At 50.0% G+C, this 24,777-nt stretch carries 12 protein-coding genes, 1 tRNA gene and 1 riboswitch; of the genes, 12 read left to right on the top strand and 1 reads right to left on the bottom strand.

Annotated elements, in window-relative coordinates:
• The first annotated feature begins 40 nt into the window (after positions 1–40).
• The 11 genes from uvrB to ACKX14_RS10280 all read left to right on the top strand — a co-directional run bounded on the left by uvrB (position 41) and on the right by ACKX14_RS10280 (position 21,695).
• On the top strand, positions 41–2,071 hold the full coding sequence (gene uvrB / locus ACKX14_RS10230) for an excinuclease ABC subunit UvrB (RefSeq protein WP_422447264.1): 2,031 nt from the start codon (positions 41–43) through the stop codon (positions 2,069–2,071).
• A 101-nt stretch (positions 2,072–2,172) separates the two neighbouring features.
• Positions 2,173–5,031 carry an excinuclease ABC subunit UvrA gene (gene uvrA / locus ACKX14_RS10235; RefSeq protein WP_422447266.1) on the top strand — a complete coding sequence of 953 codons (2,859 nt, stop codon included), beginning with the start codon at positions 2,173–2,175 and terminating at the stop codon, positions 5,029–5,031.
• A gap of 315 nt (positions 5,032–5,346) precedes the next feature.
• Positions 5,347–5,466, top strand: a riboswitch (SAM riboswitch).
• Positions 5,467–5,537: 71 nt separating this feature from the next.
• Positions 5,538–6,611: an ABC transporter substrate-binding protein gene (locus ACKX14_RS10240; protein ID WP_422447268.1), complete on the top strand. Its 1,074-nt coding sequence runs from the start codon at positions 5,538–5,540 to the stop codon at positions 6,609–6,611.
• Positions 6,612–6,699: 88 nt separating this feature from the next.
• Positions 6,700–7,566, top strand: coding sequence for an ABC transporter ATP-binding protein (locus tag ACKX14_RS10245; RefSeq protein WP_422447270.1), 867 nt, complete (start codon positions 6,700–6,702; stop codon positions 7,564–7,566).
• Positions 7,539–8,495 (top strand): ABC transporter permease, encoded by a 957-nt coding sequence (locus ACKX14_RS10250; protein ID WP_422447272.1) that lies wholly within the window; start codon positions 7,539–7,541, stop codon positions 8,493–8,495. Before ACKX14_RS10245 ends, ACKX14_RS10250 begins: the two co-directional genes overlap by 28 nt.
• Positions 8,496–8,630: 135 nt before the next feature.
• A tRNA-Leu gene (locus ACKX14_RS10255) sits at positions 8,631–8,718 on the top strand.
• A gap of 236 nt (positions 8,719–8,954) precedes the next feature.
• The gene (gene addB / locus ACKX14_RS10260) at positions 8,955–12,428 is read left to right on the top strand and encodes a helicase-exonuclease AddAB subunit AddB (protein WP_422447274.1); all 3,474 of its coding nucleotides are present in this window, start codon (positions 8,955–8,957) and stop codon (positions 12,426–12,428) included.
• Positions 12,429–12,471: 43 nt separating this feature from the next.
• Complete coding sequence (gene addA, locus ACKX14_RS10265) at positions 12,472–16,383, top strand: helicase-exonuclease AddAB subunit AddA (RefSeq protein WP_422447276.1); 3,912 nt, start codon at positions 12,472–12,474, stop codon at positions 16,381–16,383.
• A 33-nt stretch (positions 16,384–16,416) separates the two neighbouring features.
• Positions 16,417–17,682 carry an exonuclease SbcCD subunit D gene (locus ACKX14_RS10270; RefSeq protein ID WP_422447278.1) on the top strand — a complete coding sequence of 422 codons (1,266 nt, stop codon included), beginning with the start codon at positions 16,417–16,419 and terminating at the stop codon, positions 17,680–17,682.
• The gene (locus ACKX14_RS10275) at positions 17,663–21,313 is read left to right on the top strand and encodes an SbcC/MukB-like Walker B domain-containing protein (protein WP_422447280.1); all 3,651 of its coding nucleotides are present in this window, start codon (positions 17,663–17,665) and stop codon (positions 21,311–21,313) included. The genes ACKX14_RS10270 and ACKX14_RS10275 overlap by 20 nt, the downstream gene beginning before the upstream one ends.
• A 133-nt stretch (positions 21,314–21,446) precedes the next feature.
• Positions 21,447–21,695 (top strand): demethoxyubiquinone hydroxylase family protein, encoded by a 249-nt coding sequence (locus ACKX14_RS10280; protein ID WP_422447282.1) that lies wholly within the window; start codon positions 21,447–21,449, stop codon positions 21,693–21,695.
• A gap of 30 nt (positions 21,696–21,725) precedes the next feature.
• Here ACKX14_RS10280 and ACKX14_RS10285 read toward each other — a convergent pair whose 3' ends face one another.
• The gene (locus tag ACKX14_RS10285) at positions 21,726–22,655 is read right to left on the bottom strand and encodes a L,D-transpeptidase family protein (protein WP_422447284.1); all 930 of its coding nucleotides are present in this window, start codon (positions 22,653–22,655) and stop codon (positions 21,726–21,728) included.
• A 236-nt stretch (positions 22,656–22,891) separates the two neighbouring features.
• On the opposite strand from ACKX14_RS10285, the gene ACKX14_RS10290 reads away from it, so the two are divergent.
• Entirely contained in the window at positions 22,892–24,643 is a 1,752-nt protein-coding gene (locus ACKX14_RS10290) for a sigma 54-interacting transcriptional regulator (RefSeq protein ID WP_422447286.1), read from the top strand.
• The last annotated feature ends 134 nt before the right edge of the window (positions 24,644–24,777 follow it).

Below are 24,777 nucleotides of genomic sequence, written 5' to 3' on the forward strand. Positions count from 1 at the left end.
TATAATGCTGAGAAGAGACCAAAAGGGAGAAGGTGTTTGTATGGGAGAATTTCGGGTGATTTCCGAATTTGTCCCGCGAGGCGATCAGCCGAAAGCCATTAGAGAATTGAGCGAAGGGATAAAAAAGGGATATAAATTCCAGACGCTGCTCGGGGCCACAGGTACAGGGAAGACTTTTACCATGGCTCATCTCATTCAGGAAGTCCAGAAACCCACTCTGGTCATAGCCCACAACAAAACCCTGGCCGGACAGCTGTGCAGCGAGCTGAAGGAGTTTTTGCCGAACAACGCCGTCGAATACTTTGTGAGTTATTACGATTACTATCAGCCCGAAGCTTATATTCCCCAGACGGACACCTATATCGAAAAAGACGCCTCCATTAATGACGAAATAGACAAGCTGAGACACTCCGCCACCGCCGCCCTGTTTGAGCGCAGGGATGTGGTAATTGTCGCCAGCGTGTCGTGCATATACAGCCTGGGCTCTCCCGTGGACTATGAAAACCAGGTCATATCCCTCAGGACCGGCATGGAACGGGAAAGAGACGAGGTTGTGAGAAAATTGATAGACATACAGTACAGCCGCAACGAATACGATTTTCAACGGGGCACCTTCCGCATCAGAGGCGACATTCTGGAAATATACCCGGCTTCTTTTACGGAAAGGGCTATTCGGGTAGAATTTTTTGGGGATACTATAGACCGGATCACCGAAGTCGATACCCTGACCGGGGAAGTAGTCGGCGAAAGAAACCATGTTTCCATATTTCCCGCATCCCATTACGCCACGCCCAGAGAAAAAATAGAAGCGGCCATAAAATCCATTCAGCAGGAACTTAAGGAACGCCTGGAAGAACTTCAAAGCCAGGGCAAGGTACTGGAAGCCGAACGCCTAAAACAGAGGACTTGCTACGATATAGAAATGCTGCGGGAAATGGGTTACTGTAAAGGCATAGAAAACTATTCCAGGCACCTCACCGGCAGAAAGCCCGGAGAGGCGCCTTTTACCCTGCTCGACTATTTCCCGAAAGATTATCTGATAATAATTGATGAATCCCATGTAACCCTGCCTCAACTCCACGCCATGTGGGCCGGGGACAGGTCCCGGAAGGAGGCCCTGGTAGAACACGGCTTCCGCCTCCCGTCGGCTTTTGACAACAGGCCACTCACCTTTGAAGAATTTGAGGAGCGCATAAACCAGGTGGTCTTCCTATCCGCCACCCCCGGCCCTTATGAACTCGAGAAGAGCGCCCAGGTGGTGGAACAGATAATAAGGCCCACCGGTCTGGTGGACCCCGAGGTAGAGGTAAGGCCCGTAAAAGGCCAGATCGACGACCTGATATCGGAAATAAAGAAGAGGGCGGAGAAAGATCAGCGGGTATTGGTTACCACCCTCACTAAGAAGATGGCCGAAGACCTGACCGATTACCTCAAGGAATCGGGAATCAGGGTGAGGTACCTGCATTCCGAAATCCATACCCTGGAACGACTGCAGATACTCAGGGATTTGAGGCTCGGTAAATTTGATTGTCTGGTGGGCATCAACCTCTTGAGAGAGGGCCTGGATCTGCCGGAAGTTTCGCTGGTGGCCATACTGGACGCGGATAAAGAGGGGTTCCTGCGTTCGGAGACATCGCTTATCCAGACCATTGGAAGGGCGGCCAGGAATGTGGAAGGCAAGGTCATCATGTACGCCGACACCATCACCGAGTCCATGGCCAGAGCCATCAATGAAACCAACCGCCGGCGGAAGATACAGATGGATTACAACAAAAAGCACGGCATAGTGCCTCAAACCGTAAAAAAGGCCGTCAGGGATGTAATTGAAGCCACAAAAGTGGCCGAAGACCGTGGCGAATACCTGCCGGAAAAAGATGTTACAAGGATGAGTAAGAAAGAGCTCAAAGCCTATATAGAAAAACTTGAAAAAGAGATGAAAGAGGCTGCCAGGAACCTTGAGTTTGAAAAAGCTGCGAGGCTCAGAGATCTGATTTTTGAACTGAAGGCCGAAGCTTTCAGCGTGGTGAAAAAGATAGACGCCATGAAGGCATCGTCTGTGAAAAGAGCGTAACAGGGCGTTGATAAAAAGTTAGGAACAAACTTCATTGATGACTGTACGCATTTCAAAGTAAATCTTTTTGGCATGCTGAGTAAAAAGCGAGAGTGATGTAAATGTCGACCGATAAAATAATCGTAAAAGGCGCGCGGGAACACAATCTAAAAAACATAGATGTGGAGATTCCCAGGAATAAACTGGTGGTAATAACAGGTCTTTCCGGTTCCGGCAAATCCACCCTTGCCTTTGACACCATATACGCCGAAGGTCAGAGGCGGTATGTGGAGTCCCTGTCGGCTTACGCACGGCAGTTTTTGGGACAGATGGACAAACCCGATGTGGATTACATCGAAGGCCTTTCACCCGCCATTTCTATCGACCAGAAGACCACCAGCAAGAACCCCCGGTCTACGGTGGGAACCGTCACCGAGATTTACGATTACCTGAGGCTGTTATTTGCCCGCATAGGCAAGCCACACTGCCCACGGTGCGGCAAGGAGATAGCCCAGCAGACTATCGACCAGATGGTGGATGCGGTGATGGCGTTTCCTGAAGGCACCAGGATACAGGTCTTGGCCCCCGTGGTCCGCGGCAGGAAGGGTGAATACCAGAAACTGCTGGAAAAGATAAAAAAGGACGGTTTTGTCCGGATACGGGTGGACGGAGAGATAAGGGAGGCCGGTGAGGAGATAAAGCTGGATAAAAACAAGAAGCACAACATTGAAATCATAGTGGACCGCATTGTTTTAAAACACGGCATAGAATCGCGGCTGGCCGATTCCATCGAGACCGCCCTGGCCCACGCCGATGGCCTGGTTGTCATCGATGTGATGGGAGGCGAGGAACTGCTTTTTTCCCAGAACTTCGCCTGTGCAGACTGCGGCATCAGTCTGGAAGAGCTCACACCGCGCATGTTCTCTTTTAACAGCCCTTACGGCGCATGCCCGGTCTGCAGCGGCCTGGGGGTCAATATGGAAATCGACCCGGAACTGGTCATACCAGACAAATCCAAGTCCATAGCGGAAGGCGCCGTGGCACCATGGAACAGCAGCCCTGACGGGTATTACTTCCAGATGCTGCAGGCTCTGCTCGAGCACTACGGCTATGACGTGGACACCCCTGTAAAAGATCTGCCGCAGGAGATGGTGGATATCATTTTATACGGCTCCGCGGAGCCTATAGAATTTTATTACGAGAGCCGCTTCAGCCGCAACACAAGGCGCTACACGGGTTATTTTGAAGGAGTAATAAACAATCTCAAGCGTCGTTATCAGGAAACCGATTCCGAATGGTCCAGGGAAGAGATAGAAGAGTACATGAGCACAAAGCCCTGTCCCGCGTGCAAAGGAGCAAGGCTAAAACCCGAGAGCCTCGCGGTGACGGTGGGCGGAAAGTCCATAGCCGATGTTACGGCGCTTTCTGTAAGAGAAGCCGCAGGCTTTTTTGAAAATTTAAAGCTCACATCCAGGGAAGAACTGATAGCCCACCAGATCTTGAAAGAGATAAAAAACAGGCTTAAATTCCTGGCCGATGTGGGGCTTGATTACCTTACCCTGGACAGAGCTTCCGGCACCCTGTCCGGCGGAGAATCCCAGCGGATAAGGCTCGCCACTCAGATAGGTTCCCGGCTGGTGGGTGTGCTTTACATTCTGGACGAGCCCAGCATAGGCCTTCATCAGCGAGACAACGAGAGGCTTTTGAAGACATTGAAAGAGCTGAGGGATCTTGGGAATACCGTCCTGGTGGTGGAACACGACGAGGACACCATGAGGGCGGCCGATTACATTATAGATATAGGTCCCGGTGCCGGGGAACACGGCGGAACGGTTGTGGCCGCGGGCCCTGTGGAGGTTGTGGAGAGGTGCGAGGAATCCATCACCGGTCAGTACCTGAGCGGTAAAAAGCGGATACCGGTGCCGGTCAAAAGGAGAAAGCCCGACGGCCGGTGGCTGGAACTTAAAGGCTGCCGGGAGCACAACCTGAAAAATATAGATGTCAAATTCCCCGTTGGGCTTTTTGTTTGCGTGACCGGGGTCTCCGGTTCGGGGAAGAGCACCCTGGTCAATGAGATACTTTATAAGGCCCTTAAAGAAAAGCTCTACAAAGTCAAGACAAACCCCGGAGAGTTTGACAAAATCCTGGGGATAAAGCATGTGGAGAAGGTCATAAATATAGACCAGTCCCCCATCGGCAGGACGCCCCGTTCCAATCCCGCCACTTATACCAACGTATTTAACGACATCCGCGAGGTCTTTGCCATGACTCCGGAGGCCAGGATGAGGGGGTACAAACCCGGCCGGTTCAGCTTCAACGTCAGGGGCGGCCGGTGCGAGGCATGCAAGGGTGACGGCATAATAAAGATTGAGATGCACTTTTTAGCCGATATTTACGTCCCCTGTGAGGTGTGCAAAGGAAAGCGCTATAACCGGGAGACGCTGGAAGTCAAATACAAGGGCAGGAGCATCGCAGACGTGCTGGACATGACGGTGGACGAGGCGGCGGAGTTCTTCCAGAACATCCCCAAAATCAAGAGAAAACTGGACACCATGAAGGATGTCGGCCTTGGCTATATTAAACTGGGGCAGCCTTCCACCACGCTGTCCGGCGGAGAGGCCCAGCGCGTGAAACTTGCTACGGAGCTTTCCAGGAAAAGCAACGGCGGAACCCTGTATATCCTCGACGAGCCCACTACGGGCCTTCATCCGGCGGATATTCAGAAGTTGCTCGACGTGCTGCACAGGCTGGTGGATGGCGGCAGCACCGTCATAGTCATTGAACACAATCTGGACGTTATAAAGACCGCCGACTACATCATAGACCTGGGGCCCGAAGGAGGCGACATGGGCGGAAACATTGTGGCCACGGGCACGCCGGAGGAAGTGGCGGAGAACCCGGCTTCCTACACGGGGCAGTTTTTAAAAAAGGTGCTGAACAGCAGGAATTATATCAATGAAAGACTTGCGGCGGCCGAATGACCGCTGCCGTGGAACAACACAAGGCCCGAGTGAAAAAGCTCATGTTCTGCCTGCAGTCTGCACACATACATTTATCCCGCTTATTCCCCTTGCTTTGGGGTGTTATGGCGTGAAAGTTTAAAGCCGGGAATGATTGCAACAAATTTCTAGCAGGTATTGACAGGTGCGACTCTCTTTGCTATAATTCCAAGTAATCATATAGGGTATTATGGGATTGCCAAAATCGATAGTGGCGGCCGGAAAAATTTGATGTTAACGAATTACTTAATCTCATAATACAAATCGAATACAGTTTCGCGAAACTGAATAAAAACTCTCTTATCCAGAGAGGCGGAGGGACTGGCCCAATGAAGCCCGGCAACAGCTCAAACAGCAAGTGGTTTGAGAAATGTGCCAATTCCTGCAGAATGAGTTTTTCATTCTGATAGATAAGAGGGGGTGCATGCTAGCTGTAGCCTCTTCTGTCTATCAGAAGAGGCTAAATTTTTATGACGGAGGAATAAAAAATGATGAAAAAACTGATTGTTATTGCGGTTATAGCTACTTTATTGGCATCCTTTACTGCAGGCTGCGGTAAAGCCAAAGAAACTGAAGAAACTAAAAGTACAGCCGCGCCAGCCGGAGAAACAACAAAGATCAAGGTTGCTCACCTTCCCATTCCTGGCCAGGCTCTGTATTACATAGCCCGGGCTGAAGGTTTCTTTGCGGAAGAAAACCTGGACGTGGAACTGATACCAATTAAAAAATCAGCCGAAGTCTATAATCTGCTTCAGGCCGGCAAAGTGGATGTGGGTTCCGCGGGAACCGCCGCCCCTCTGACCTTCATTTCTAAAGGGGCGCCTTTTACGATTGTTGGGGGGCTCCTTGGTGAGGGCAGCGCCATCGTAGTACCTGCTGACTCATCCATTAAAGAGATTAAGGATCTTAAGGACAAGAAAATTGCCACTGTCCGCATGGCTACTGGCGACATTGTAGTCAAAGCCCAGCTTATAAAAGACGGTCTGAAGCCAGAAGATCTTGAATATGTTGAATTTCCTTCGGCCACAGATTCCCTGGCAGCTCTGCAATCCGGCAAGGTGGATGCTGCCATCTCTTGGCCCCCTTACTCCGATGCTGCCATTAAGACCGGAGAGATTAAGGTTCTCAAGTGGACAGGTGACATGGCTCCCGGTCACCCCTGCTGCCGGGTTGTTTTCAACAATGACTTCGTTGCCAAAAACCCTGAGGCTGTGGTCAGTTTCCTAAAAGCTCTGATTAAAGCCGAGAAGTTTTTTAACGAAAACCCTGAAGAGAGTCTGAATATCGTAGCTGATGCCTTAAAGGTTGACAAAGATACCATCCGGGCTACCTTGGTAGACGAGAAGACCAGCCTGATTTCAGCAGACCCCAACAAGAAGGCGGTTTTTGAATTCTACGAAAATATGAAGAAAGTCGGATACCTGGAGCCGAACGCTAAAGACCCCGCAGGTAACATCGATACCAGCTTCTACAGGAAAGCCCTAAACGAGCTGGTCCAAGCCAACCCGGATGATGCATTCTACAGGAAAGCTTTGGAGAACTATCAGAAAAACAATGAATAAGCCTTTGCTGCAGGCCCTCTGCATAATTTTGGCCCCATGGGGCTTATGGCTATTGAGTTCGCAGGTGATTTAACGAAGGAGGGGAACCATGGTAGAGATCAGTATTCGTAATATTGAAATGTATTTCCCAGTCAACAAAGTGCCGGTCAAGGTCTTGGACGGGGTAAACTTGGATATCCATAAGGGGGAGTTTGTCAGCATCATAGGGCCCAGCGGCTGCGGCAAAAGCACCCTCATTAGCCTGGTGGCCGGGCTCCAGTTCCCCAACAGCGGTGAAGTATCAGTCAACAATCGGAAGGTGACCGGTCCTGGCTCTGACCGCGGAGTGGTATTTCAAGATTATACCCTCTTTCCGTGGATGACCACCCTGGAAAACATCGTTTTTGCCCTGGAAGAAGTGGAAAAAGGTTTGAGTAAAAAAGACTTACGGGTCAAAGCACGACAATTCCTGGATATCGTGGGCTTAGGAGATTTTGCCAATAACTACCCCGGCGAACTTTCCGGCGGCATGCAGCAGCGGGTAGCCATCGCCCGAGCCTTTGCCTTAAATCCCAGAATATTGTTGATGGATGAGCCTTTCGGGGCTGCCGATGCCCTGACCAGAGTCCATCTCCAGGACCTCCTCCTGCATCTTTGGGAATCTGACCGCAAGACCGTTTTATTAGTAACCCACGATATAGACGAGGCCCTAATCCTGTCCGACCGGATCGTGGTTATGACTCGACGGCCAAGCAGGGTTAAACAGATAGTTGAGGTTAATTTTGAGCGTCCGAGAAACCGGACCGGCCTTACACGGTCTTCCGAATATATCGCTTTAAAATCCCATCTATTATCTTTACTTTATGACGAATTATCCGAACCTTTAGCACAACAAAAGGAGAAGCTTGAGATTATGGGTGAGCTGTTAGGAAAGGGGGTATCCAAGCAATGTACAGCAAAACAGTTACCAGACTAGGTGCGGCCATCATTTGGCTTGCCTTGCTGGCAGTGGTGCAGGTTCCGGATGCTGCGGAGCAGCAGATTGAATCAAAAGTCTTGTATACCGGGCTTATATTGGGTATACTTGGATACCTTGCTTTTATCAACTGCTTAAACGCAGGAGGCAGGGTCGACGATGATTACCTTCAAAACAAAAGTGATGTTCTAAGCATTATAGGCATTATAATCTTAACCTGGGAAATAACCGTTGCCAAACTGGGGCTTGGGTCCCCCATCTTCTGGATTGCCCCCGCCAAAGTGCTGGTGGCTTTATATGAAGACCTGAGCTTTCTGAGTCAAAGTTTTCTCAGTTCTATGAAGCTGCTGCTTGGAGGTTATTTTCTGGCACTGCTATCTGCCATCCCCTTGGGACTTTGGATCGGCTGGAACAGGAGGCTGCTGCTGGCGGTATACCCCATCACCAAGATCGCTTCTCCGATCCCCCCTACGGTCTTACTTCCTTATGCCTTGATGATTTTTAAAACCATCGACCAAGCGGCAATGTTCATCATCTTCATCGGTGCTTTCTGGCCGGTACTAATCAACACTCTTCACGGGGTTTTTAATGTTGATTACAGGCTGATTAACTCAGCAAAAAGCTTTGGGATAAGCAATGGCAAATTGCTGCTCCGGGTACTGCTGCCCGGGGCAGCCCCCGGTATTTTCTCCGGAGCCATGGTGGGTCTGGTTCTTTCCTTCATTATGCTGACCGTAGCCGAAATGGTGGGTGCTGATGCCGGCCTGGGTTATTATGTTTCATACTATGCCGATATGACAGAATTTGACAAGGTCTTGGCAGGCATTATCTTCATCGGTATTGTGGTCACAGGTGTGGTCTATATATTTGATAAGATTCGGCACTACTGCCTGCGCTGGCAGAGAAATTCAAAAAATATATATACATAATATTGACGATGTAAAGCGCCAAAAGATGTAGAGCGGGTTATAGGGCTATTGCGTCGCGAAATAACCACACGAAATAACTCCAGGCTCTTGACATATTTCATTCGGTATGGTAATATAATTTCTGCATTATGAAGTGCCGAAGTGGTGGAATTGGCAGACGCGCTAGATTCAGGGTCTAGTGTGCATTACGCACGTAGGGGTTCGAATCCCCTCTTCGGCACCAACCCCAATTTACAGCACATGCCATAGTTTAATAAATTATTAATAAATATGGTTGTAGTAGATTGCACTTTTTTAAAAATAAAATTTTCGTTACATAACACTTTTTGAAAGATGCGGTAACGGATTTCTATGCCGTTATAAAAGATTATACACATTCAAGCCTTAAAAATTTTAAGAGAAGCACCACCCCCTTGCCTTTAAAAAGGTGGGTGGCTCTTTTTATTTGGAGGATAAAACATGAGCCTCAGGATTATTTATGGCCGGGCTGGAACCGGTAAAACTAGGCTTTGCCTCGATGAAATCAGACAAAGACTTACGGAAAAGGGAGACTTTCCGCTTATTTTACTCGTCCCGGAACAATTTTCCCTTGAGGCGGAAAAGAATATTTCGGGCATTGCGGAAGAAGGCGGACTTATAAGAGTCCAGGTGCTCAGCTTTAAACGTATGGCCCAGAGGGTCCTGAGCGAAGTGGGCGGGATTTCTTTTAAGCATATAGACCGGGCCGGAAAATGCATGATCCTTTACAGGATTTTCAAAGAAAAAAGCGGAGAGCTCAGGGTTTTCAAAAGAGCCTCGGCCAGAAAGGGTTTTGTACCGGAAGTCATAGAGCTTTTCGAGGAGCTGAAGCGATACGGCATTTCCTGCAGCAAACTACAGGCGGCAAAGGATGGCCTTTCCGATAGTTCGCCGTTAAAAAACAAGCTCTCGGACATAGTCCTGATATTTGAGGAATTCGAAAAAAGGCTTCACCGGGAATACATAGACCAGGAGGACGACATTTTCCTTCTCGCTCAAAAGCTTCCGGAGTCAAAAGAACTTGACGGTGCGGAAATATGGATAGACGGCTTTTCAGGGTTTACTCCCCAGGAATACCGCGTGATTGCGGAACTCTTTAAAAAAGCAAGAAGGGTAAACGTGACCGTATGCGCCGACTTTTTAAGTGAAATTTATGACATTGACGAGACGGATGTATTCTTCCCCACCAAGCTTTCAGCCGCCAGGCTGATTAAAATGGCAAAGGATGAAGGCATAGAAGTGGAGCGGGCGGTTTCGCTGAACGATAAGAGCCCCGTGAGGTTCGAGGGCAGCGCCGAACTAAAACACCTTGAATCCCAATTTTTTGCCTTCCCTTACAGAAAGTTCAGGGAAAAGACGCGCGATATCGAAATTTTTTATGCAAAAAACATGTACTCGGAAGCCGAAGCCGTCGCACGGGCTATTGTGGGGCTTTCAAGGGAAAGGGGGCTTCGCTTCCGCGACATGGCGGTGTTGTGCGGCGACCTGGAGGCGTATGAAGGCGTAATTTCCGCCGTTTTTAGCGAGTACGACATCCCTTTTTTCATTGACAGGAAGAGGGGCATTATGGACCACCCCCTGGTTATGCTGATTACATCCGCCCTTGAAATTTACTCTAAAAATTGGTCCTGCGAGCCGGTTTTTCGCTATCTAAAGACCGGCCTTGCCGGAATTCCCGCCGCCGACGTCGACTTAATCGAAAACTACGTGCTGGCATACGGCATAAGGGGGAACATGTGGACAAAAGATCGGGACTGGGAATTTAATTTCAGTTCCGCCTTTGACGAAGAGGAAAAGGCTTACGACGAAGAAACCCTGAAAAGAATAAATTCAATAAGAAAAAAAATAGTCGGCCCTCTTGCCGGCTTTCATCAAAAAATCAAGGGTAGAAGGAAGGCCGTTGATATATGCACGGCGCTGTTCGAATTTTTATGCGATTTGGACGTCTTAAACAGGATTGACGACCTTGTGGAGGAATTCAAGGAGCAGGGAAGGCTGGACCTTGCCGCCGAATACGGCCGAATCTGGAATATAGCGATGCAGGTGTTGGACCAGGTGGTAAGAGCCATGGGAGATACCCTGATGAACGTGGAGGAGTTCACGGAAGTGCTTGCGCTGGGCTTTGAAAGTTTCAAGCTGGGCCTCATTCCTCCATCCTTAGACCAGGTGCTTGTGGGGAGCATCGAAAGATCCAAATGCGATGAAGTGAGGGCGCTTTTCATAGTCGGCGCCAATGACGGCAGGTTTCCCAGGGCAAAACTTAAAGAAGGGATTCTGAGCGATGAAGACAGGAAAACCCTGCAGGACCATAATATCGAACTTGCCCCTGATTCCAAGTCAAAGGCCTTCGAAGAGCAGTATCTGGTATATTTCGCCTTCACCCGGGCGTCGGGTTACCTGAGAATCAGCTTTCCCGTGGCCGACAGCCGGGGCAGAGCCCTGAGACCGTCAATGGTGCTATCCCGGTTGAAGAGGGTATTCCCGCACATAACCGTTGAGAGCGACCTGGTGGAGAGCGATTCAGACGGGGAAAATCTGGAGCGGGTGACTCTGCCGGTTCCCACGTTTAACGAGCTTGTTTCCAATCTGAGAAAGCATATAACCAGGGGAAAAATGAATCCCCTGTGGTGGGATGTCTACGGATGGTACACAGGAGATGAACGCTGGCTTAAAAAATGCGAGGAAATAACGGCAGGGTTGTTTTATAAAAACTCCGTCCAGCCGCTGGGTCGGGAGCGGGCAAAGAGGCTCTACAGGGCGCCGGTGCGATCCAGCGTGTCCAGGATGGAAAAATACGCATCATGCCCTTTTTCGTATTTCGCCAGGTACGGCCTGAAGGCCCGGGAACGGCGGGTATATGAGATCACCGCGCCGGACCTCGGAAGCTTTATGCACCTCGTAATAGACAGATTTTCCAAGCTTGTGGAAGAAGAAAAAATCTCCTGGCGGGACCTTGAAATGGAATTTATAGAAAACACCGTATCGACGATAGTGGACCAGATCGTTTCAGACATGTCCGGCGCCATTTTTGCCAGCTCTTCCCGCTACGGATATCTGGCACGAAGGCTGAAAAAGATGCTGGCCCGTACCATGTGGATGATTGTGAAGCATATAAAAATGGGAAAATTCCTGCCGGTGGGGTATGAGCTCTCATTTGGCATGCAGGGCGGCCTCCCGCCGGTGGAGCTTGAACTGGAATCCGGCGAAAAGATAATCCTCACCGGAAAGGTGGACAGGGTCGATGTGCTGGAGACCGGTGAGGGAACGTATATAAGGATTATCGATTACAAGTCCGGGAACAAGGATTTTGACCTGTCAGACGTTTATTACGGCATCGACCTGCAGCTGGTGGCATACCTGGGAGCTCTTACGGAAAACCTGGAGGGTTTTAAGTCCCCCGTTCTTCCCGCAGGCATATTGTATTTTAGAATCCAGGACCCATTTGTAAGAAAAGAAGGCGAAATGTCCGGGGAGGAGATAGAAAGGGAAATTATGAAAAAATTCAGGATGCGGGGGCTTCTGCTGGAGGAGGTGAATGTGATAAGGGGAATGGACACGGAGATTTCGGGGGATTCCCTCATTTTGCCCGTAAGGATTAACAGAGATGAGAGCATAAGCAAGACATCATCGGTGGCCAGCTTGAAACAGTTTAACCTTTTGATGGAGCACGTGCGGGGGCTTCTGAGGGAAATGGGCCGTGAAATGCTCCGCGGCGAAATCCCCATAAAGCCGTATAAAAAAGGTGACGTCACCCCCTGCGGCTTTTGTGAATACAGGCCGGTGTGTAAATTTGACAGCATTATAGACGGGAACAGCTACAGGGTGCTGAAAAACCTGAAGGGCAAAGAAATCTGGAACATTCTGGACAGTGGGGCCAGCGGCAATTTTCAGGGAACGATGGCTAAAATAGATTGATATATTACGCTAAACAGATCGATATAATACTTTATTGCGGCAGGTGAGAGTTTTGGGAAAAACCGGATGGACCAGGGAACAGGAAAAGGCAATGGAGGCGGGGGGCTGCAACCTCCTCGTGGCGGCGGCGGCGGGAGCCGGCAAAACCGCGGTCCTGGTGGAAAGAATCATTCGGAAGATAATTAGTTCCGAAAATCCCGTGGATATAGACCGGCTCCTTGTCGTCACTTTTACAAATGCGGCGGCGGCCGAAATGAGAGAGAGGATTGCCGACCGCATTGAAAAGGAACTGGATAAAAACCCAGGCAGCCGCCGGCTCCAGCGGCAGCTTTCTCTTTTAAGCAGGGCTTCGATCACCACCATACACTCGTTCTGCCTTGATGTGGTGAAAAATCATTTTCACATGGTGGATCTGGATCCGAACTTCAGGGTGGCTGATGCCACGGAAGCCCTGCTTCTAAAGCAGGAAGCCCTGGAAGAGCTTTTTGAAGACGTTTACGATGAAGAAAATATAGATGAAAACTTCTTAAAACTGGTGGAGTGCTACGGGGGCCAGAGGGGCGACCAGAAGCTGCAGCATATGGTGCTGGATCTGTATGACTTTACTCAGAGCCTTCCCTGGCCTCAAAAGTGGCTTCTGGAAATGGCGGAAGATTTTAATGTGGATTCCAATTTTGATTTTTCCAGGAGCAAGTGGGCGAAAGTGCTGATGAACACCGCCAGGATTGAAATTTCCGGCCTTCTTTCTATAATAAACGACGCCGTAAAGATTATCGAAAAGAACGCCCAGCTGACCCCATACCTCGATTGTTTTTGCGAAGATGCCCGTATGCTTCAGAGCCTTATGGACATAAGTGAAGGGAAGTGGGGGGATTTTATTACCGCCCTTTGCAATGCCGGCTTTCAAAAACTGAAGCCCTGCCGCTGTGATGACAAAAAGCTGCAGGAAAGGGTAAAAAAGATGCGCGCCGAAGTCAGGGACCGCCTTGCGAAAATTACAGGAGCCCTTGCATCCTATGACGGCGACAGAATTATAGAGGACTCAAGGAAGCTGTACCCGTTGATTCGAAGGCTTAGTCGTCTTGTGATGGATTTTGGCGCAAAGTACAGGGAAAAGAAAGCCGAGCGAGGGGTTATAGATTTTAACGATATTGAGCACTACTGCCTGCAGATCCTTACGACGGTGGACGGCGATGGAAACATCCTTCCGTCCCGGGCGGCCCTGGACCTCAGGAAGAGATTTGATGAAATTATGATAGACGAATACCAGGACAGCAACATGGTTCAGGAGGTAATCCTCAACATTATTTCGCGAAATAGCGAAGGCCTGCCCAATATGTTCATGGTTGGCGATGTGAAACAGAGCATATACAGGTTCAGACAGGCTAAGCCGGAGCTTTTTTTGGAAAAATACCGAAGTTATTCCGAAGGGGAAGGCGAAAAACAGAGGAAGATCCTGCTGTACAGGAATTTCAGGAGCAGGCGGGAAATAATAGATGCCGTGAATTTCGTGTTCGGCCAGATCATGTCCCTCAATGTGGGCGAACTGGAATACGACGGAGGGGAAATACTGAAGCCCGGGGCGGCCTATGAAACGCCGGAGGATTCAAAATACATAACGGGAGGGCCAGTGGAAATACACATTATAGAAAAGGCGCCCGGCGAGGAATCGTTACAGGTGGAGGATCAAGATGAGCCGGGCGATGGTGGGGGGGAAAGTCCCGCCCTCCTTCTCGAGCCTTTTGAAGAACCCGCTTCATTGGAAACGGAACCGAAAGACTCAGGCATGGAAGCCGGTGAGGAACCCGACGCCATTCAGGCCGAGGCCAGGATCGTGGCGGCCAGGATAAGGGAGCTCGTGGACTCCGATGGCGAAGGGGGGTGGTATGCCGTCTTCGATAAAAAAGAAGGCAGATTCAGACCCCTCAGATACGGCGATATAGTCATCCTTCTCCGTTCCACGCGGGATTATGCCCCTGTTTTCATGGAAGAGCTTTCGGCGGCGGGGATACCGGTTTATGCGGACCTGGATACGGGGTATTTTGATTCGGTAGAGGTCCAGACCATGATCTCCCTTCTGAAAATCATCGACAATCCCCTGCAGGATATTCCCCTCCTTTCGGTGCTGCGCTCGCCCATAGGAGGTTTTTCCGAACGGGAACTGGCGGACATAAGGATAAAAGGGAGGGAGGGGTGTTTTTACGAAGCCCTGGAAAAATTTTCTTCCATGGGTGATGATGAGATGTCGTGCCGAGAAGATGAAATTCCATGGGATGGCGGCGAATCCCTGAGAAAGACCCGGGAAAAAGTCAGGAAATTTATAGATAAACTTTCAGGATGGAGAAAAAGAGCGCTTTACATGAACACCGGCGAGCTGATATGGCACCTTTACACCCAAACGGGGTATTACAGTTTTGTCGGGGCTTTGCCGGGCGGGAAAGAAAGGCAGGCCAACCTGCGGGCGCTTTTTGAAAGGGCGAGGGAATACGAAAAAACCAGCTTCAAGGGCCTTTTTAATTTTATAAACTTCATCGAAAAATTAAAGGCCGGCGGGCAGGATATGGGAAGCGCCAAAGTACTGAGCGAGCATGACGACGTTGTCAGGATTATGAGCGTACACAAAAGCAAGGGGCTGGAATTCCCGGTGGTCATACTGGCCGGTTGCGGGAAGAAGTTCAACATGCAGGATATGAACAGGAGCGTGCTGTTTCACCAGGACCTGGGATTCGGGCCGGACGTGGTGGACGCGGACCGGAGGATAACATACCCCACGGTGCAAAAGCAGGCCATAAAACAGAAGATTAGGCTTGAAACCCTCTCCGAGGAAATGAGGATCCTCTATGTGGCCCTTACCAGGGCGAGGGAAAAGCTGATACTCACGGGGACGGTGGACAGTGTCAGAAAATCAGTCGGGAAATGGGCAGGCGCTTTGAGGGTTCAGGGGAAAAAAATCCCCGAGTATGAAATACTCCGGGGCCAAAATTACCTTGACTGGATAGGCGCCGCCCTGATGAGGCACGGGGGGTTGAAAGATTTGAGAGTGCTGGCGCAAATGGAGGATGATAACTTCCTTCCGGGCGGCGATTCCAATCCGGCGCTCATTCAAGACACCTCCGCATGGAAGGTGTTTTTCCACCGCAAAAAGGACGTCCTGGGCATGGAGAAAGAGGAAATGCGTGAAAGACAGGATTTCGAGAAAATGCTGCGGGATATGCGTGGAAAAATCGGGGCCAGTCCCTACGGTGAAATTATAGAAAAAAGGCTTTCCTGGCGGTATCCATATGCGGCTTCCACCAGGGTACCCACAAAGATTTCGGTGACCGAACTTGCCCGCATGGCCGGTTCAGAAACGGATGCGGAGGATGCGGCGGGCATTTTTCTTGAAACTCTTGTTAAAAGACCGGAATTTCTGGAATCCAAAAAAGGCCTCACCGCCGTGGAAAAAGGGACGGCCATGCATTTCGTGATGCGGCGCCTGGACCTTGCCCGCGTGGGAAGTGAAGGGGATATAAAAGCCCAGGTGGATGAGATGGCGGAAGACAACCTGCTTTCTCCGGAAGAGGCCGCTGCCGTCGATGTGGGAAAAATTGCGGAGTTTTTCTCCATGCCGCTTGGCAAAAGGATGCTGGCCTCGAAGAATGTGAGGCGGGAAGTGCCTTTCATCATTACCCTGGATGCGCGGGAAATCTATGACCTGCCCGAAGGGTATCCCGAGGAAAAGGTCGTGCTCCAGGGCGTGATAGACTGCTATTTCGAAGAAGAGGGCGGAATCGTGCTCATAGATTATAAAACCGACCGGGTCTACCCGGAGCGGATAGACGAGCTGAAGGAGAGGTACAGAATGCAGGTGGAGTACTACGCCAGGGCTCTGGAAAAAATTACAAAAATGCCGGTGAAGGAAAAGTATCTGTGCCTGTTTTTTGCTCCACCGGACAGCCGCCTGATATCGTATTAGACCATATCCGGCAAAGACATGGAGGTGATTTTTTTGAGAATACTGCACACGTCCGACTGGCATCTGGGGAAGTGCCTGGAAGAAATATCCAGGCTGGAAGAGCAGCGGGGGTTTGTCGACGAACTCTGCCAGATTGCCGATGAAGAGGGAGTGGATGTTGTTCTCATTTCCGGAGACGTATTCGACACCTATACGCCACCTTCCGCCGCGGAAAGCCTTTATTTTTACGCCGTGGAACGGCTGTCCCGGGGCGGAGAGCGGGCGGTGATAGTCATAGCCGGCAATCACGACAGCCCCGAGCGCCTGTGCGCGGCGAACCCTCTCAGTTACAGAAGCGGGATAATCACTCTGGGACTCCCTTCCAGCATACCGCTGGACTGTCAGACCGGAGGTGGGGTAAAGATTGTAAAGGCCGGGCCCGCCTGGCTTGAACTAAGGATTGAGGGCGTGCCCCACAGTGCGGTGATAATAGCCCTCCCCTACCCTTCCGAGGCCAGACTTTCGGAACTTCTGACACAGAGGGCCGACGAAGACGAACTGCAGTCGGCCTACTCCCAAAAAATAAAGACCATCTTCCGCGAACTTTCACGCAATTTCAGAGACGACACCGTAAATCTTGTGACCAGCCATCTTTACATGCTGGGCGGCAGAGAATCGGGTTCCGAGCGCCCCATACAGCTGGGCGGTGCGCTCACCGTAACACCCGACGCCCTGCCCGAAAACGCCCATTACGTGGCCCTCGGGCACCTTCACAGGCCCCAGGCGGTAAAGGATGCCCCCGTCCCCGCCTATTATTCCGGCTCACCCATTGCCTACAGCTTTTCTGAAGCGGATTACAGCAAAGTGGTTTACCTGGTAGACGCGTCTCCCAAAAAGGAGGCCGGGGTAAAGCAGATTTACATAAAGGCCGGAAAAAAACTTTTTCAGTGGAAGGCCGGGAGCATCGAGGAAGCTTTCAGGAAATGTGAAGAAAACCGCGGCATTGACGCTTACATAGACCTGGAAATAAGGACCGACAGAGTAATATCCGCCGAAGAACAGAAAAAGCTGAGAGAGCTGGTCCCCGGCATTGTAAATATCAGACCGGTGATTTTGGGTCAGAATTCAGCGAACGGCGGCGATTACGAAGGCAGGGAAAATAAGAGGCTGGATGAGCTTTTCTGCGAGTTTTACAGGTATAAGACGGGGACTGAAATCCGCCGGGAACTTCTGGACGCTTTCCTTGAAGTTATAGGTCAGGGCGAAGAGGAGCTGCCGGCAAGCGACGGGGGTGGCGAATTTGAAGCCGAGGTATCTTGAAATAGAGGGGTTGCAGAGCTATAAAGAAGTTCAAAAAATTAATTTTGCCCTGCTGGGAGAGTCGGGCCTCTTTGGCATTTTCGGCCCCACGGGCAGCGGCAAATCCACCATTCTGGACGCCATAACCCTGGCGCTTTACGGCGGCGTTGAACGCGCGCCCAGGGGCACTCAGGGCATCATGAACACCGAAAAAGACCGGCTCAGGGTACTATACGTTTTCGACTTTAAAAAGGGCGATGAGATTAAAACATACAAAGTGGAAAGGCTCTACAGGAGGAAAAAAGACGACTCCAGCAATATAGAAGCAAAACTTGCCAGGCTCACCGAGATCCTGCCGGACGCTCTCACCGGCGGGAATGGGGACACGGCGCCGCCCGCCGGGAGAGAAATAATCCTGGCCGACCGGCCTTCCGATGTGACACAAAAGATTGTGGAACTGATCGGCCTCACAAAGGACGACTTCACCCGTTCCGTGGTCCTCCCGCAGTACAAATTCCAGGAGTTCCTGTTTCTAAATAACGCCGACCGGAGGGATATGCTGGAGCGAATATTCTACCTTGAAGAATACGGCAGCACTCTGGTCGAAAGGGTGAAAGGCAAAATCGACGCCCTGAAAGAAAGGCTCACTCATATCGAAGGAGTAATGGCTGGTCTGGGAGACATCTCCGAAGACGCCCTGAAGAAGGCGCTCGATGATTTTCAAGTCGCGCGCGAAGTCCGCGGCCGGGCAGAGCGCGAATTTAAAGCCGCGGAGGCTGAATACCAGAGGGCCCGGCAGATCTGGCAGCTGATAAACGACCTGAATGAGATACTGTCGAAGGAAAATGAACTCCTTTTATATGAAAATGAGATACGGGAAAAAAGGGCGATTTTTGAGAAAGCCGGCAGGGCCGACAGCGTCAGGGAACTCATTGAAGAGTTCAGGGCTGGGCAGGAAAGTCTCCGGGAAACTCAAAAAGAGTTTAAAAGGGTTTGCATGAATCTTGTGGCGGCGGAGGAAAGTTTTAAAAAATGCCAGGAGGAATACCAAAGGTGCTCCGCCAGATCCGCCGGAGAGGCGCCCCGCCTTATAGAGCAGAAGGCCCGACTAGAAAACGCACTCAGGTTAAAAACCGAACTGGGCGCCATAGAAAAAAGACTTTCTGACATAAAAATTCAGTACAAAAAGACAAAAGAAAAGGCAGGCATCCTTGAAGAGGAAATCTCAAAACAGAGTATCCAGCTCGAAAACCTCCGGAAACAAATAGACCGGAAAAAAGGCGAGATTGAAAAATTAAAGGTTGACCTGGAATTTAAGAATCTCCTGCAGGAGGGGGTGAGGCTGGAGGACGAACTCGCCAGGGCGCAAGAGGAAAAGAAAAAACTGCAGAAAAGGTGCGAAGATATCCTGAACGGCATCAATGTCAGGCAAAGGCAGCTGGCAGAAATACGGAGAAGAAAGCGTGAGGTCCTGGAGGATTTCGACGGGTTAAATGCGGCGTTGAAGGCCCTGGAGGAAAACAGGCCCGGCGACTTAAGCCGTTTGATGGCCCTTCAGGCGGATTGCGCGCGGTTTAAATCCGGTGTAAGTCAGATCGAGGCCCAGACCCAGGAAATACAAAAGCTGTCCGGCAGGCTGGAAGAAATACAAAGGGAGAAAGAGAAGTTGCGGGAGGAACGCCGCCTGCTTGAAACAAAAAAGGCCAGGTTGGAGGAAGAAATTCAGGTTATCAAGCGGCGTATGGAATTTTTAAGCCGGGCGGCGGCGGAAAATGCTGCGTATAAACTGGCGGCGGAGCTTGAAGAAGGCAGGCCGTGTCCCGTCTGCGGTTCCACGCACCACCCAAGACCCGCCCCACCGCCCGTACAAATGTCCGGGTCCTGTGACGAAGACCTGGATAAGGCCGGCCGGGAGATGGAAAAACTTCGAGCGGAATTGCTGGAGACGGAAAAAAGCCTTTCCTCCGCGGAGGAAAAATTGTACGCCCGGGATGCCCTTTACATGCAGCTCAAAGGCGAACTGGATGACAGGATAAAAAGATGCGCGGAGGCGTATAAAACCCTTCCTGAGGCGATGAACGGCATGACAGTGGACCGGTTGAAAGCGGAGGTCGAAAGGCTCGAAAGGTCCCTGGAAGAAAAACACCGGTCGTATATTTTATGGGAAGAACAAAAGAAAAAACTCGAGGCCGAAATTGAAAGGGCGAGGAAGGCCCTGGATGACGTAAGTCTGGAAGAAAAGGGGGCGGAATCCAAACTTGCCGAAGCTCAAGACAACCTGAAAGAAGCCGAAAAAGACCTGGAAGAGGCCGGACTGCAGCTCGGGGCAAAGGACAGAAAGCACCGCGATTTTATTGAGATCCTTGGGATAGAAAGCGCTCAAAAAGAGCTTGCCGCGGTAATGGAAAGGGAAAAAACCATCGAAAGGCTCCGGGAGGAAATCAAGAGGCTTGAGGCGGAGGTTGAAACAAACAGGAAAAACGTCGAACAGATGAGAGAGCAAAAACAGATGGAGGAAACAAAACTTGCGGCCATAGCGGCCGAAGGTCGCGAGCTGTCAAAGAGTAAAGAGGAAAAAGAACGAAGCATAAAAGAGACCTGCGGAGAGGCCGACCCCGAACAGGAAATAAAAAGGGTTAATCTTTTACTGGAGGAAATCAGGGAAAACGAGAACCGGGCCAGAGAGAAACTGGAGCAGTCCCGGCTCCAGCGCGACGGGCTGAACAATCAAAAGGCGGGTCTTGAAAATAAACAGGAGGTTTATGAACGCAAATTGACCGACCTTGAAGAAAAACTGAACAGGGCTCTGGCCGAAAAGGGTTTTAAAGACATTCGGGAGGCGGAGTTGCACATTTTTACCGATGAGGAAAAGGAGGCTCTGAAAAGGGAAATATCCGAATACGAAAAATCCAGGCAGGAAATTTCCGCAAGAAAAGACATGATCCAGGAGCGGCTTTCCGGAAGGACGTTGACCGAAGAGGAGTGGAAAAGGATATGCGAAATTTATGAAGAAAAAAAGAAAGTCCGTGACGACAGCATAGGCTTCCTGGAAAAGGCCAAAAACGATTACGAGAGGCTTTCGGCAAATTTTGAAAAGTGGGCGGCGCTCAAAAAAGAGCACGAAAGGTATGTGAGAAAGAAAGAATTGATGGAGGAGATCCAGGCGCTTCTCCGGGGCAACGCCTTTGTGGAATACATTGCGGAAGAAAGGCTCAGGTACATGGCAAGGCAGGCGACGGAATACCTTGGGGTATTGACAAGATACCGCTATGCCCTGGAAATCGACGCCAGCGGCGGTTTTATCATAAGGGACAATGCCAACGGCGGTGTGCACAGGGCGGTCTCATCGCTGTCCGGAGGGGAAATCTTTCTCACGTCCCTGTCTCTGGCGCTGGCCCTGTCAAAACAGATCCAGATGCGAAAACAGAGTCCCCTGGAATTCTTCTTCCTTGACGAAGGCTTCGGTTCTCTGGATTCCGAACTGCTGGACACGGCCGTAGATTCCCTTGAGCGCCTCAGTGCCGGCGACAGGAGACTTATAGGTCTAATAAGCCACGTGGAGGAACTCAAAAACCGCATCTCGCGCCGGATTGTGGTGGAGCCGTCCACTCCTGACGGCAGAGGCAGCCGGGTGAGGATGGAAAGGGTGTAGACCTGTCCGGAATGAAGCGAAAGAACTGCCGACGGTACAGTGTAAGAGCCGGGCGGAAGGAGGAACAAAAGCGTTTCCGGCGGCATATATTTATATTAAAGTTAAAATAATAAACTTAACGGGGGAGAAGAAAATGGAACAGGAAATGAGATACGACGACAGACACGCCGAAGTGCTGGAAATGCTCAGGAGCGACCTCATAGGCGAGCTGGAGGCCATCAACCAGTACGAACGCCACGCCAGAATGTCCGCGCACCCGCCGGCCAGGCAGCTGTTCCACGAAATAGCCAATGACGAAAGACATCATGTGGCGGAACTTTTAAAGATGATTGCCGAGCTTGACCCCAGGCAGGCCCAGGAACTCAGGAGAGTATTTTATTAAGCCCCATTTCAGGGGTCTTTTTATTCGGCCTTATTCAAAGAGTTGTATGCCCAGCGCCTTATAAGTGGCCGCATCCACGTTTCCCGAAGGCCTCAAGCCGTTGGCCTTTTGAAAGGCTCTAACCGCTTCCCGGGTGCCGCCCCCGTAAATCCCGTCGAAATTCCCGTTATAAAAACCATGTGCGGCCAGGCGCTTCTGCACCTCCACCACATCGGAACCTTTTGAGCCTCTGGCCAGGGGCCTTAAGCCGAAAGTAAACGGTCCGTCCACACCTCCCACTATATATACCTTTGTCCCCACTTTAACCCAGTTATACACCTGTTCCACGTGCCTGTTGTGCATGCGGATGCACCCGTGAGATTCGAAGCCTCCGATGGACCAGGGTTTGTTCGTGCCGTGAATCCCGTATATCCCCCATGGGACGCTCAATCTCATCCAGCGCGAACCGAAGCCCTCGCCCCATATGTCTTTTTGTGTTATGGTAAAAAGGCCGATAGGGGTTGGGGTGTCGAAGGTGCCCACGGCCACTGGAAAGGTCTTGAAGGGTTTGCCATCGGATAATACCGTAAGTTTTCTTTCAAGTGCATTGACTACCAGTGTAATTTCCCCGGCAGGGTTTTCGGAATCCGGCTGAGACACGGGTTTTTCATATATCCTTGCAAGTTTGATCCGGGTTTTCAGGCCGAAAATCCCGTCCTGCATTAAACCTTCATTTTTTTGAAACTCTTTTACGGCCGCAGAGGTTTTTTTGTCATAAACACCGCTAATGGATTCTTTAAAATAACCCAATTTTTTCAACTGTATCTGGAGCTCTCGCACATCCCGGCCGCGCATCAGGGGCACCTGCAGTTTCAATATCCTATCTTCGCCGCAGGAACATAAAGGTGCGGCTGTTCCCTTTGAACAAAAAAATGCCAAGAAAGCCAGCATATATACAAAAATCTTAAGATTTTTCCTCATATTACACCTCCGGCTGCAAGCAGTCCTGTTTTATTTTTTGTTGTTTTGTATATTTTAATTCAGGAGGCATACCGCTGTCTTGCCGGGGTAAATCAATTTAAAAATTGATGCGGGTATATACCGGCGCTGTGCTGGGAATTTTTTTTACAAAAAGAAGGTTTTTGAAAGAATGTGTAGAAATAATTGCATATGTGTTATTTTTTATACAGCAAATCGGCAGTCGGGAGGGAAGTCCAGTGAACGCAGATTATCTCATGGATATACGAGTCAGAGATGCCCTGAAAAAAGAGGTCTTCCTTGTACCCCATGACACCGATGTGGAAAAATTAAATGAAATAATGCTGCTAAAAAATCAGGATGAAGTGCTGGTTATTGACGACGATAAAAAGATAGTGGGTATTATCACGAGAAATGACCTTGCAAAAAATCTTGCCAGGGGCATTGACAGAAAAACCGAGGTAAAATATATAATGACACCCAATGTGGTGTTTATGCCGCCCGACAAGCCGCTGCTTGAAGCCCGCAGCGAAATGCGGACACTGGGGATAGGGCGGGCACCCGTATTAGACGAAGAAGGCAATCTCATGGGGCTATTGACCGCAAGGAGCATTTGCGACGGTTTTTCCGGGCAACTGGAGAAAGCCGTGGACTTTCAAAAACTTATTCTTGATAATCTAAAAACCGCGGTATGTATCATAAATGATTCATGCGAAATTCTTTACTACAACAGGGCTTTTGAAGAATTGTTCAAGCCGTCCAAACTCGTAAAGCTCAGCCCTTCGAAGTTTCTGCCCGCAGAGCTGGTGGATAAGATAAAAAAGGGGGAGCATCCTCTAGAAGATATATATTTCGAAAGCAAGGACAATCGAAAGTTCACCTTAAAAACCTGCAGATTTAAATTTGATCAAAGGTTGAGCGGTATAATTTTGAGTATTGAAGAAATCACCAATGTGGTAAGTTTACTTGCGGAACTGGATAAGACCAGCCATAAGCTTATGTATCTTGAGAAGCAGCTGAACAGCCTTAAGGACCAGGAATGCTGTTTTGGAAAACTCGTCACCAAAAATCCGGGCATGATTAAGGCCATCGAACTGGCCAAAAAAATAGCCCCCACCCAGGCGCCGATTCTTATCAGGGGCGAGAGCGGTACCGGCAAGGAACTGCTGGCCAACGCCGTTCATGAAAACAGCGACAGGAAGAATTACCCGCTAATTAAGGTAAACTGCGCCGCCATCCCGCCAAACCTTTTTGAAAGCGAGCTTTTCGGGTACGAAGAGGGGGCTTTTACGGGAGCCAGCAGGTACGGAAAAACGGGCCTCCTGGAGCTGGCCGATAAAGGGACCTTGTTTCTCGACGAGATTGGCGAATTGCCTCTGGAGCAGCAGGCAAAGCTGCTTCGCTTCCTGCAGGACCAGACATTTTATAAAGTTGGGGGCACCCGCCCGATCCATGTGAATGTGAGGATAATTACCGCTACGAACAGGGACCTGGCGGCTCTCATCCACGAAGGTAAATTCCGGGAAGACCTGTACTACCGGATAAATGTAATCACCATTGAAATACCGCCTTTAAGGCAGAGGCCGGAAGACATTGTTCCCCTTGTAAATACCTTTATCCGCGAATATGAAACTTATTATGATAAGAAGATAAACCATATAGACCCCAGGGTATTGAAAACTTTTATGGATTACGGCTGGCCCGGCAATGTGCGCGAGTTGAAAAACGTGGTTGAAAGGATGGTAATCCTTTCGGAAAACGGCCAAATCACCGAGGAGATTTTACCGAGGTATTTAAAAGAAGATGAAATGGGTATAGAACCCATTGGCGAGTTAAACGACCTGGATAAGGCGGCAAATATTGCCGAAAAGCGGGTGATCCTTGATACGCTGAAAAAATACGCCTACAACAAGACAAAAACCGCCCGGGCTTTGAAAATCTCCCGGAGCACTCTTTACAACAAATTGAGACAGTATAATCTGGAAAAGTAAGCGGTTAAAGCTGTAATGAGATGTTATATAATAATCCTGATTTCAATTTTCTTAAAGATTGATTCTAGTGTAGAAACCCTACTTTTTTACTTCTTTTCCCGAACCTTGAAAATTTCATAAGGAATGTTTTGGAA

The organism is Thermorhabdus hydrogeniformans (assembly GCF_049310025.1).
In the GTDB taxonomy this organism is placed as follows: domain Bacteria; phylum Bacillota; class Thermosediminibacteria; order Thermosediminibacterales; family Tepidanaerobacteraceae; genus JBJYKD01.

Bases quoted from the DNA above. Each gene is read 5' to 3' on its own strand.
- uvrB (WP_422447264.1), top strand. From the start codon at position 41: ATGGGAGAATTTCGGGTGATTTCCGAATTTGTCCCGCGAGGCGATCAG.
- uvrA (WP_422447266.1), top strand. From the start codon at position 2,173: ATGTCGACCGATAAAATAATCGTAAAAGGCGCGCGGGAACACAATCTA.
- ACKX14_RS10240 (WP_422447268.1), top strand. From the start codon at position 5,538: ATGATGAAAAAACTGATTGTTATTGCGGTTATAGCTACTTTATTGGCA.
- ACKX14_RS10245 (WP_422447270.1), top strand. From the start codon at position 6,700: ATGGTAGAGATCAGTATTCGTAATATTGAAATGTATTTCCCAGTCAAC.
- ACKX14_RS10250 (WP_422447272.1), top strand. From the start codon at position 7,539: ATGTACAGCAAAACAGTTACCAGACTAGGTGCGGCCATCATTTGGCTT.
- addB (WP_422447274.1), top strand. From the start codon at position 8,955: ATGAGCCTCAGGATTATTTATGGCCGGGCTGGAACCGGTAAAACTAGG.
- ACKX14_RS10280 (WP_422447282.1), top strand. From the start codon at position 21,447: ATGGAACAGGAAATGAGATACGACGACAGACACGCCGAAGTGCTGGAA.
- ACKX14_RS10285 (WP_422447284.1), bottom strand. From the start codon at position 22,655: ATGAGGAAAAATCTTAAGATTTTTGTATATATGCTGGCTTTCTTGGCA.